Raw genomic sequence first — 11,417 nt, 5'->3', positions numbered from 1 at the left:
TCACCACGCGATAGCCCAGCGCATTTCCCACCATCGCCAGTCCGATCCCGGTATTGCCCGCCGTGCCCTCGACAATCGTCCCGCCGGGCTTGAGCAGCCCTTTCGCCTCCGCATCCCGGATGATGCCCAGCGCGGCGCGATCCTTGATCGACTGGCCGGGATTGAGGAACTCGCACTTGCCCAGGATCTCACACCCCGTCTCTTCGGAGGCGCGCTTGAGGCGCAATAGCGGGGTGTCGCCAATCAGGTCGATAACGGACGGATTTACGGTCATTTGTGCGGATTACTCTCTGCAGAAAGGGGCGGAACCATAGTGACGTTAGGAACGCTCTAGCAGCGGTGCAAGACGCGCCTTGTCCCGCCTGGCGCCCGGGCTAGTTCAAAACGCAACGCGGTTACGACCCGGAGGCTGAGATATATGCGTATGGAAATGCTGTTGTCGGCGATTCTTCTTTCCCTTGTGGCTTGCGGCCAGGGACCTGCGAATGATCAGCCCGAAGGCGATAATGGCGAGCCGAGCGCCGCCAATCAGCCGGCGGAGGAAGCCGCAGAACAGACCACTGAAAACGGCGAAACGGCGGACCTGTTCGCGCCTTATGGCGAAGTGCTGGATTACACGGTCTTGCGGAAGGGAAAGCCGTTCGGCCATCACACGCTGACCTTCTCTGAAGAGGACGGCGACAAGATCGTGAAAGTCGATGCGCATCTGGAAGTGAATGTCGGCCCGTTCACGCCCTTCAAATACGATCATCAGGTGACGGAGCGCTGGCGCGATGGCCAGCTGCAATCGCTGGAAAGCACGACGCTGAAGGATGGCGAGAATCTGGAGCTTTCGGTCACGCGTGAAGGCGACAAGCTGATGATTGACGGCTCCGCCTATCAGGGCGAGGCGCCGGGCGATCTGATCCCCTCGACCTACTGGAACAAGGCGCTGGTCGAACAGGACCAGATGCTGAACACCGAAACCGGCGAGATCATGGATATTACCGTGACCGAGGAAGGCGCGGGAAGCGTGGAAGCCGCAGGGGCCAGCGTCGAGGCTCAGGAATATCTGCTGTCCAGCGAGCTGGACCTCTACATGTTCTATGAGGGCGAGAAGTGGGTGAAGCTGAAATTCACCGCCCGCGACCAGCCGATCGAGTACGTGCTCGAAGAAGGCTAGCCGGCCATTCCCGCGCTGCGCGTCATACTGGGAGACCAGCTTTCCCACGATGTCGCAGCGCTGGACGGGGCGGCCGACGATGATCTGGTCGTCATGGCGGAGGTGCGCGGCGAAGCCACCTATGTCCGCCACCACCAGAAAAAGATCGCCTTCATATTTTCCGCCATGCGCCACTTCGCCGCCGAGCTGCGGGAGAAGGGGCGGCAGGTTCGCTACTTCCACATCGAGGATGATGAAGACGGTCCCCACACCCTGCGCGCTGCGGCCCGCAAGGCCCTGGAGGAGGGCCGTTTCGACGAGATCGTCATAACCGAGCCGGGCGAGTGGCGTCTGGCCGAGGACTTACGCCGCTGGGAGGGCGATCTGGGCGTTCCCGTGCGCGTCGTGGCCGATGACCGGTTCGTCTGTGATCACGAGACATTCGAGGAATGGGCGGAGGGGCGCGACGACCTGCTGATGGAATCCTTCTACCGCATGATGCGGCGGAAGACCGGCCTGTTGATGGACGGGGACGAGCCCGAGGGCGGCCGCTGGAACTACGACAAGGAGAACCGGAAGCCCGCGCCTGGAGGCTATGAGCCGCCCAAACGGATCGATTTTCAGCCGGACGACATCACCAGCGGCGTCCTGACCACCGTCGCGGAGCGTTATGGCGACCATTTCGGGGCGTTGCAGCCGTTCCACATGGCTGTTACCCGCGCAGAGGCCCTGCGCGCCCTGAACGCCTTTATAGGGCGCGCGCTGCCGGAATTCGGCGACTATCAGGACGCGATGCTGGGCGGCGAGGCCTATCTCAACCACTCCCTTTTGTCGGCCTATATCAATGCGGGCCTGCTGGGCCCTGAGGAGGTCTGCGAGAAAGCCGAGGCTGCCTATCGCGCAGGCGGGGCGCCATTAAACGCTGTCGAGGGGTTCATCCGCCAGATTATCGGCTGGCGGGAATATATTCGCGGCGTCTATTGGCTCAAAGGACCGGATTACGCCAAGACCAACCACCTGAATGCATCCGGAAAGCTGCCGGACTTCTACTGGGATCCTGAGAAGACCGATATGGCCTGCGTGTCGGAAGCGGTGCGCCATACCCGGGATCACGCCTATTCACACCATATCCAGCGCCTGATGATCACCGGGAATTTCGCCCTGCTGGCAGGCGTGGAGCCGGCCGAGGTCAATGAGTGGTACCTGATCGTCTATTCCGACGCTTTTGAATGGGTGCAATTGCCGAACACGCACGGCATGGCCCTGTTCGCCGATGGCGGCGTGGTGGCTACGAAGCCCTATGCCGCTGGCGGAAACTACATCAACAAGATGAGCGACTACTGCAAAGGGTGCGCATATAGCGTGAAGGACAAAACCGGGGAAAAGGCATGTCCATTCAATTATTTATACTGGTATTTTCTGGACCGAAATGAAGACAGGCTGAAAGGCCTGCGCCGCCTTAATATGCCTTACAACACGCTTGGCAAATTCAGCGTCGAGCGCCGAAACGAAATCCGCGAAGACGCCGACCGCTTCCTGAAATCTATCGGCGTTCGCTAGGCGCGGATCAGTGAGAACTGGCCGACATTGATGCGCTCGGTGCGGAACCCGGCCTCGCAATAGGCGAGATAATAGTTCCAGAGCCGCCGGAAGCGTTCGTCGAAATCCAGGTCATGGGCGATTTCGTCCCAGACCCGCTCAAACCGGATCCGCCATTCGGCGAGCGTGTCGGCATAGTCGTGGCCAAACTCCAACGTGTTGTCCAGAAACAGCTCCGCCTTTGAAAACTCATCCTTCAGCTTCTCCACGCTCGGCAGCATGCCGCCGGGGAAAATATACTTCTGGATGAAGTCGACGCTCTTCTGGTAGCCGTCGAAAATCTCGTCCTTGATGGTAATGATCTGCAGGCCGGCCCGGCCGCCGGGCTTCAGGACCTCGGCGATTTTGCTGAAATAGGAATTCCAGTATTCCTGACCCACGGCTTCGAACATTTCGATGGACGCGACGGCGTCGAAACGGCCCTGAACGTCGCGGTAATCGGTATATTCGATATTCACCTTGTCGTTCAGCTGGCAGCGCTGCATGCGTTCCTGCGCAAAGGCCAGCTGTTCTTTGGAAATCGTGATGCCCGTGACCTTTGCCCCGCGTTCCTTGGCCGCGTATTCGGCAAAGCCGCCCCAGCCGCAGCCAATTTCCAGAACGTGATCGCCTTCCTTCAGCGCGATGCTGTCGGCCAGCGCGCGGTATTTATTGCGCTGCGCCGCTTCCAGATCCTGGCCTTCGTGCTCGTAGAGGGCGGAGGAATAAGTCATCGAAGGGTCCAGCCAGCGCGAATAGAACGCGTTGCCCAGATCGTAATGCGCGTGGATGTTTTTCTCCGCCTGACGCTTGCTGTTGGAGCGCGCCATGTGCTGCAGGCGCGTCAGCATATTGAACAGCCAGTTGGTGTTCAGGCCCGCTTCCCATTTCTCGAAATTGGCCGAGAACATCTGCAGCAGGCGCGGCAGGTCGCGCGTGGTCCAGTCACCGTCGATATAGCCTTCTGCAAAGCCCAGCGCGCCGCCCGTCAGAACCTTGCGCAGGCAGCGCCAGTCATGAATTTCCATCTCCGCCGCCACGCCTTCCTGCGGCGCGTCGAAATGCAGACGCTGGCCGGAGGGCAGGGTCATGGTCAGTTCGCCATAGGCCAGGCGCAGACACAGCTCCAGCGCGCGGCGCGCAAAGAAAGGGGTTTCGTCGAGACTGTGAATTGTCTCGCGGGTGGCGGGGATCACGGAAGCATAAGTCATGCTTGCAACCTTAGTCGTCGAATTCAGGAAATAGAAGATCAGCCGCGCGGGTTTGCGAGGGTCGGCTTTGAAGGCGGCTCTGGGGGTGAGTGATAGCGTGCGCCCTTCAGTTTCAGCTTCAGGGCCTGCCAGTGAATGGCGGTGATGACGCCGATCGTCATGAAGGGCGTTCTGGCGAACCGGCTCAGCAACAGCGAATCCGTGACCGGCTGGCGCCGCAGCGACATGGTGGCGGTCAGGCTGTGGCCGGTTTCCAGCGTCTTGCGAATGGCCAGCGTGAAACGGTCATCCGGCCCCTTGAGGTCGAAGTCGTAATCGCCCGCGACCGGGAAGAAGGGGGAGACATGGAAGACCTTTTCCGTCCGGTGGTGTTGAGGGCCTTCCTGCACCGCCGGCGCAACATAGGAATGGGCATGGCCGAACGTGTTGTGCACCTCGTAAATCAGCCCGCGCAATTCCCCGGACGGGCCGCGGCCAAACCACACTGACAGGGGATTGAAGGCATAGTTCAGGACGCGCGGGAAACACAGCAGGCTCAAAGATCCGCCATCCAGATTCACGCCCGCGTCGGCGAAGGTTTTTCGGGCCCAGATACACGGATCTGACCCGTCGCGGGCGCCGTGATCGGTGTCGTGAAGACTGAAAAGATTGAGGCCGTTGTGGCTGAAGAAGCGCAGGGCGGACGCGGTCTCATCCAGCCGGTCCATGTCCAGCAGAAACGGGAAAATGCGGTAGGAGAACGCGTGCCGGAACGGTGTCAGGCGTTCGTGATCCGTGCGGCCCGGATAGAAGGATATGCCGGGCGCCGGGGTCACTGCGCGGCGATGCGCGCCGCGTCGGCGTCCTGAGCGGCGGCCGGAATCGGACCGCCATCAAGCGCGCTGCCAGTAAAGTCCCAGGGCACGGATCCGCCCAGACGCAGCGCCGCGCGCAGGCCCGAAGTCAGGCCGTCTTCATGGAAGCCATAGCCCAGCCATGCGCCGGCAAACCAGGTATTGCGGACGCCCTGGATCTGGTTGAACCGCCGCCGTGCGGCGATGGAGGCGCTGGACATTCCCGGATGGTCGAACTCGAACTCCGCGAAGGTCAAGGCCGGCTCCGGATCGCGCGTGGGATTCAAGGTCACGAACACCGGCTTGTCGGGGTCGATATGCTGAAGCTGGTTCATGTCATAGGTGACATAGGCGGCGTCGGAATCATGCTCCCGCCGGGAATTCCATGATGCGAGGGCCAGATCGCGGTCGGGCGCCAGCGACGGGTCCCGGTGCAGGACGACGCGGTTCTTGCGGAAAGGGATGGCGTTCAGAAAGTCCAGCTCGTTCTGATCGGCGTCCGCCAACAGCGCGCGGGCCTGATCGGCGTGGCAGGCCAGTATGACGTCATCAAAATTCCGGGCCGGCCCGTCCGTGAAGTTGATCGTCACGCCGCCGGGCGTGCGGCGTACGCTTTTGACGCCGGCATTGGTGACAATGCGGCCCTCCAGCGACCGGGCGATGCGGTTTACATAATTCCGTGAACCGCCGACCACGGTCCGCCACTCGGGCCGTTCAAAATCGGTCAGGCCGTGGGCGGCGAAAAATTCCAGAAAAGCCTCGGCTTCCTGTTCCTTCATCTCATCGGCGCTGGCCGACCAGATAGCGCCCGCCATGGGCAGCAGGAACCGGTCTTGAAAGGCTTTTCCGTATCCGCGCTGGTCCAGATAATCGCACAGACGGATGCCCCGGGCGCGTCCCCTGGCTAGGTCGCGCTTGGCGGTCAGGCAGAACCGGACCATGTCGGCGATCATGCCCAGATGGGAGGGACGGAACATATTGCGTTTCTGCGCGGCGAACCCCAGCAGATTGGAGCACCATTCGATGCCCCCGGCTTCCGAATAGCCGAAGCTCATCTTGGTGGGCTGCGTTTCGACATCCAGATGGTCGAACAGGGCCGTCAAATTGGGGTATTGGCGCGGCGTAAAAACGATAAAGCCGACATCCACCGGGATCGTCTTGCCGTCATAGTCGATATTTACCGTGCAACTGTGTCCGCCCAGCCGGTCGCGCTTTTCAAACAGCGTGACATCAGCGGTTTCCCGCAGCGCCCATGCCGCGCCCAGCCCGGCGACGCCGGAACCGATCACGGCAATTTTCTTTTTGGCGCGCGGCTGGCGGCGCGCGGGAAAATCTACAATCGTCATTATGGGGCCAATTGATTAAATTGATTTGCCCACTTCTTACGTGCGGCGTAGCCAATCGGATTGGCGGCGCGCAGCGCCTGACGCTTTAAACCTGCGCGCGGAGAGGCCATATCCGCGCCTGTCACAGTATTTGCGGAGCCTTTTCCATGTCCCAGCCCAATTCCGTTATCCGGATCGACCGTCCCGGCGGTGGAGCCATTGAATTCGGCAATGACCGGAAACTGGCCTTTCTGGCCGGTCCCTGTGCGCTGGAATCCCGGGATCATGCGCTGATGTGCGCGGACCGGCTGGCGCAGATCGCGGACCGTCTGGACGTGGGGCTGGTCTACAAGACCTCTTTCGACAAGGCGAACCGCACCAGCGTGAACAGCCCGCGTGGCGTCGGGCTGGAAGATGCGTTGCCGATTTTCGAGGATATCCGGAAAGAATCCGGCCTGCCGGTTGTGACCGACGTTCATCTGCCCGATCAGTGTGCGATGGCCGCCCAGGCGGTCGACATGCTGCAAATCCCGGCCTTTCTCTGCCGTCAGACAGATCTTCTGCTCGCGGCCGCCCAGACCGGGAAGCCGGTCAATGTGAAGAAGGGCCAGTTTCTGGCTCCGTGGGACATGAAGAACGTCATCGCCAAGGTGGTGGAGGGCGGCAATCCGAACGTCATGGCGTGCGAGCGCGGGGCGAGCTTTGGCTATAATACGCTGGTCTCGGACATGCGTTCCCTGCCGCAGCTTGCCGAAATTGGCTGTCCGGTGGTTTTCGACGCCACCCATTCGGTGCAGCAGCCGGGCGGGCAGGGCGCAACTTCCGGCGGCGACCGGCGCTTCGTGCCGGTTCTGGCGCGCGCGGCGGTGTCCGTCGGCGTGGCTGCGGTGTTCATGGAGACCCATCCCGATCCGGACAACGCGCCGTCCGACGGCCCGAACATGGTCCCGATGGACCAGTTCGAGGGCCTGGTTTCCCGTCTTCTGGAATTCGACGCGCTGTCGAAGGCGGCCTAGTCCGGCACTTTCTTGATCGGGCTGCGCTGCAGGTCGACGGTTTCCTCGATCGGGTCGGCCATGCGCAGATCCTCCGCCAGCACGGGGAGGAAGGCCTGAACCCGCTGCCGGGCATTGGCCCGGATATCCCCGTAAAACAGATTGAACGGCGCCGGTTTATATCGGCCGCCAAGGCTCAAGGGGCGGCGATATTCGCTCTGGTCCGGGCGTTCGACCAACAGCACGCCATCTTCGCATTGCGCGCTGGTGACGCCCGGCGTCAGAGAAGGCGAGGCCGTGGGCTCCATGCCCTCGGCCGCCGCCGCGCCCTGATTGAGACGGGCCGGGGCGAAGTCTTCTTTCGTGCTCCAGAGCAGCGGATTGACGCAGAGCAGCGGGCGGTCTTCGACCGTTGTCATGTCGCCATTGCCTGTCCAGATCATCGGCCGGACCGTCAGGTGGCGGATCGTGCGCAGATCATCGGGCCGCGCGGAGGACCACGCCGCCACGCAGCGATATTCGCCCGGCGCATCACAGACATCGAACATTGAAAGCTGCTGATCGAACAGATCCAGCGGCAGCGGCGAATCGATGATATAGGCGGCCGCCATGCGTTCGCGGAGATCGGGGTCGGGACCGATTTCATCCTGCAACAGGCGCACGGCATGAAGCCCGCCCTGTTCAACGCCGGCGATCACAATGGCCGAATCGTCGCCCGCTTCCTCCAGGAATTGCGCAAAGGCGCGCTGCACGTCGCCATAGGCAAGCTGACGGGCGCGTCGGGCGTCGTCGCGATTGGTCAGGAAGCTGTAGAGCGAGGCCTGACGATAGCGCGGGGCGTAGATTTCACCGGCGCCGCTGAAAGGCGCGGCGTGGTTGGGCAGCATGACCTGCTCCAGCCGTTCTTTCGCCTTGGGCTTGTCGGTCGCCGCATTCCATTGATTGCCGCCCCAATAGGTCGTGGGGTGTATGAAGAAGACATAGGCCGGCTCGCCGCCCTCGCTGGAGGCCGGGCGTAACGCCCAGTTCGCCGCGTCGGCGTAATCGGGCTGCGGCGGCGGCTCATAGGTCTGGAAGGGCTGGCCCGGGTCCTTCATGGCGCGGAAAATATTGTCCCGCAGTCCGATCGCGGCCGCGACCAGCAGACAGAGAAAGACCGCCGCGGCGATCAGCGTGACGAGGCGCCAGCGGCGCTTGAGGAAGGAACCGGGGTGCATGGGCGCGGATTATCCGTCTGGATCGTGGCGCATCAAGGGCGGGGACGCAGGCTTTTCCGCGCGCCATGCGCGGACTAAGTGTTGAGCAGACAGCGACGGATTATTCATGCCCAAGGATCCATTTCCTCATCTGCCGGAAGACGGCCGGGGCGGCAGCATCTGGCTGACGCTGCGCAATTACCTGCTGGCCGGCATCGCGGTGGCGACGCCGCTGACGATCACGGCGTGGCTGGTGATCACGGTGATTTCGCTGTTCGACCGGATTTTCAAGCCGCTGGTGCCTTCGGTCTATAACCCGGAAACTTATCTGCCCTTTGCGATTCCGGGCCTGGGTCTGGTCTTCGCGCTGATCTTCCTGACCATGCTGGGCGCCATCGCGGCCAATATTCTGGGCCGCACCGCGATTGGCTGGGGCGAGCGGATTCTGGGGCGGCTGCCGCTGATCCGGAACATCTATGGCGCGGTCAAACAGATCATCGACACCATTATCAGCCAGCGAGAGCGGTCGTTTCAGGACGTGGCGCTGATCGAATATCCCAAGGAGGGAAGCTGGGCGCTGTGTTTCGTGACCGCGACCGCCAAGGGCGAAGTCGCCGAGAAGCTGGGCGATGACTATGTCGGCGTGTTCATCCCGACCACGCCGAATCCGACCTCCGGCTATCTGCTCTATGAGAAACGCTCCAACCTGAAAATCCTGGACATGTCGGTTGAGGAAGGCGCCAAGCTGATCATCTCAGCCGGGCTGGTGACGCCGGAAGACCTTGCGGAAGCGGAACAGGAAGCGGCTCACCCGGACCGCAACAGGCGCACGCCGTCATCTCTGCCGAAGAGGTAGAGCAGGACACGCAGCGCCTCGCCGCGCTTTCCTTTCAGTTCGGGGTCGGTCTCCACGACATAGCGGGCGTCGTCCGCGGCCATGCGCATCAGATTGCCGTGAGCTTCAAGCGTGACGAGTTTGAAATCGGGCAGTCCGCTCTGACGGACGCCGAGAAGGTCGCCTGAACCGCGCAGTTTCCAGTCCTCTTCCGCAATTTCAAAGCCGTCCTCCGTCCGCCGCAGGGCGTCCAGGCGGGCCTTGGCGGTCTCGCCGAGCGGGTGCTGGTAGAGGAGAACGCAGCTGGATTTCTTGTCGCTGCGGCCGACCCGTCCGCGCAGCTGGTGCAGCTGGGCGAGTCCGAAACGCTCGGCGTGTTCGATAATCATCACTGTCGCGTCCGGGGAATCGACGCCCACCTCGATCACCGTGGTGGCGACCAGAATATCCGTCTCGCCATTACGGAAGGCGAGGGCGGCCTGTTCCTTCTCCGCCGCTTTCATCTGGCCGTGGACCAGGCCGATGCGCAGCCCTGTGACAGTTTCCAGATGCGCCTTGCGGTCTGTCGCGGCGGACAGGTCGCTGCGGTCCGATTCCTCGACCAGCGGGCAGACCCAGTAGACGCGTTCGCCGCGCTTCACCGCCGCGGTGACGCGCTCGACGATCTCGGGCAGGCGCTCCATCGGCACGGCGCTGGTGGTGACGGGGGTGCGGCCGGGCGGCTTCTCATCCAGCCGGGACACGTCCAGATCGCCATAGATGGAAAGCGCCAGAGTGCGGGGGATGGGCGTGGCCGTCATGACCAGAGTGTCCGGGCGCATGCCCTTGGCGCCAAGCTTCATGCGGTCGGAGACGCCGAAGCGATGCTGCTCATCGACGACGGCGAGGCCAAGATCGGCGAAGTCTACGCCTTCCTGAAACAGGGCGTGGGTGCCGCAGACCACATCAATCTCACCGCCGGCCATGCGCTCAAGAATTTCGCCGCGCGCCTTGCCCTTGTCGCGGCCCGTGAGCGCGGCGACGGTGAGGCCGGCAGGCTCCAGAAAGGCTTTCAGGCTGGCGGCGTGCTGACGTGCGAGGATTTCGGTCGGCGCCATGACGGCGGTCTGCATGCCGGCCTCGGCGGCCCGCGCCGCGGCCAGCGCCGCGACGAAGGTCTTGCCGGAGCCGACATCGCCATGAAGCAGGCGGGTCATGCGCTGCGGCAGGGCGAGGTCCGCGAAGACTTCTTTCGCGGCGCGTTCCTGCGCGCCTGTTGGCTTGAACGGGGCGGCTTTCAGGACGACCGAGACAATCTTGCCGTCGCCGGATATGGCGCGGCCGGGCAAGGCCTTGCGCCGGGCGCGGGTGAGGCTGAGCGCAAGCTGGTGGGCGAGGATCTCGTCATAGGCCAGACGCATGCGGCCGGGAGTCGTGGGTTTCAGGTCTTCCACGGCTTGCGGGGCGTGCATCGCCGTGACGGCTTCCAGCCAGCCGGGCCAGCCTTCGCGGTCCCGCATCGGCTGATCCAGCCATTCGGGCAGGTCCGGCGCGCGCTCCACCGACAGGGCGATTGCGGCGCGGAGCATCTTGCCCGACAGGTCGGCGGTCAGGGGATAGACCGGCTCGATTTCCGGAATCTGGTCCGCTTCGCCGGGGGCCACGATATGGTCCGGGTGAAGCATCTGGATTTCTGAGCCGAAACGCTCGACCTTGCCGGAGACGATGCGGGTCGCCCCCTCCGGCGCGATGCGGCGCAGCCAGTCCGGCTTGGCGTGAAACCAGGCCAGCGTCAGGAAAGCGGAATCGTCGGAGGCGCGCACCCGGTACGGGCGGCGCGGCCCTTCGCGGCCCAGATGCTGATCGATATGCACTTCCAGCGTGGCGATCTCCCCGTCCGGGGCATCGGCCACGGCGTTCTGCTTGCGGCGGTCGATCAGGCTGGCGGGGGCATGAAACAGAAGGTCGCGCACCGGCCTTCCCCCGCAAGCGCGTTCGATCAGACGCGCCGTCTTCGCGCCCACTTTGGGCAGGGTCTCGGCGTCGGCAAACAGGGGGAAAAGAATCTCGGGCCGCATGATCTGAAAGATGCGCCGGGAGGAGTGGTTTTGTCATCCTCTGGCTCATGCGCCGAAAGCTCCGCAGGTCGTGCGACCCCGGAGGCGTGGATAGGTGAGGGAAGCGGCGCGCGTTTCGGAGCGCTGGCCGTATTTATTATTGGATTGCTTTGCGCACCGAAGCTGCGCGCCGCTGACGTTTGAACCTGCCTGAAGTTGGCCTTGCGACCGTTTTTCCTTCGCAGTCCCTTCCGACAGGCCGGAGCG

General features: G+C 62.9%; 10 protein-coding genes. 4 read left to right on the top strand and 6 right to left on the bottom strand.

All coding sequences use genetic code 11. The features are described 5' to 3' along the window. Positions 1-274: pyridoxal-phosphate dependent enzyme (locus tag H2040_RS13735; protein ID WP_287158135.1), on the bottom strand; the 274-nt coding region annotated here is incomplete at its 3' end. Between the two features lie 144 nt (positions 275-418). On the opposite strand from H2040_RS13735, the gene H2040_RS13730 reads away from it, so the two are divergent. Together H2040_RS13730 and H2040_RS13725 are read left to right on the top strand one after the other, a co-directional pair. After that, entirely contained in the window at positions 419-1,162 is a 744-nt protein-coding gene (locus H2040_RS13730) for a DUF6134 family protein (RefSeq protein WP_287158134.1), read from the top strand. Between the two features lie 6 nt (positions 1,163-1,168). Beyond that, the gene (locus H2040_RS13725) at positions 1,169-2,701 is read left to right on the top strand and encodes a cryptochrome/photolyase family protein (protein ID WP_287158136.1); all 1,533 of its coding nucleotides are present in this window, start codon (positions 1,169-1,171) and stop codon (positions 2,699-2,701) included. Here the strand turns inward: H2040_RS13725 and H2040_RS13720 are convergent. The 3 genes from H2040_RS13720 to H2040_RS13710 are packed head-to-tail and all read right to left on the bottom strand — an operon-like array spanning position 2,698 to position 6,052. Next, positions 2,698-3,930: an SAM-dependent methyltransferase gene (locus H2040_RS13720; RefSeq protein WP_287158133.1), complete on the bottom strand. Its 1,233-nt coding sequence runs from the start codon at positions 3,928-3,930 to the stop codon at positions 2,698-2,700. The two genes, H2040_RS13725 and H2040_RS13720, sit on opposite strands and share 4 nt — an antisense overlap. 38 nt (positions 3,931-3,968) lie before the next feature. Further along, complete coding sequence (locus H2040_RS13715) at positions 3,969-4,745, bottom strand: DUF1365 domain-containing protein (protein WP_287158132.1); 777 nt, start codon at positions 4,743-4,745, stop codon at positions 3,969-3,971. Next, positions 4,742-6,052: an NAD(P)/FAD-dependent oxidoreductase gene (locus H2040_RS13710; protein ID WP_287158131.1), complete on the bottom strand. Its 1,311-nt coding sequence runs from the start codon at positions 6,050-6,052 to the stop codon at positions 4,742-4,744. Before H2040_RS13710 ends, H2040_RS13715 begins: the two co-directional genes overlap by 4 nt. A gap of 203 nt (positions 6,053-6,255) precedes the next feature. Between H2040_RS13710 and kdsA the strand changes: the two genes are divergently transcribed. Further along, positions 6,256-7,104 carry a 3-deoxy-8-phosphooctulonate synthase gene (gene kdsA / locus H2040_RS13705; RefSeq protein ID WP_022697999.1) on the top strand — a complete coding sequence of 283 codons (849 nt, stop codon included), beginning with the start codon at positions 6,256-6,258 and terminating at the stop codon, positions 7,102-7,104. On the opposite strand, the gene H2040_RS13700 is transcribed toward kdsA, so the two are convergent. Further along, positions 7,101-8,300 (bottom strand): DUF3089 domain-containing protein, encoded by a 1,200-nt coding sequence (locus tag H2040_RS13700; RefSeq protein WP_287158129.1) that lies wholly within the window; start codon positions 8,298-8,300, stop codon positions 7,101-7,103. The genes kdsA and H2040_RS13700 overlap by 4 nt on opposite strands. Positions 8,301-8,406: 106 nt before the next feature. Here H2040_RS13700 and H2040_RS13695 point away from each other — a divergent pair, with 106 nt between their 5' ends. Beyond that, entirely contained in the window at positions 8,407-9,135 is a 729-nt protein-coding gene (locus tag H2040_RS13695; RefSeq protein WP_022697997.1) for a DUF502 domain-containing protein, read from the top strand. Here H2040_RS13695 and recG read toward each other — a convergent pair. Continuing rightward, positions 9,087-11,171, bottom strand: coding sequence for an ATP-dependent DNA helicase RecG (gene recG, locus H2040_RS13690; protein WP_287158125.1), 2,085 nt, complete (start codon positions 11,169-11,171; stop codon positions 9,087-9,089). The genes H2040_RS13695 and recG overlap by 49 nt on opposite strands. Positions 11,172-11,417 lie beyond the last annotated feature (246 nt).

This window comes from Euryhalocaulis sp., from assembly GCF_013911995.1.
Classification (GTDB): Bacteria; Pseudomonadota; Alphaproteobacteria; order Caulobacterales; family Maricaulaceae; genus Euryhalocaulis; species Euryhalocaulis caribicus.
This window is presented reverse-complemented; position numbering and strand designations above follow the sequence as displayed.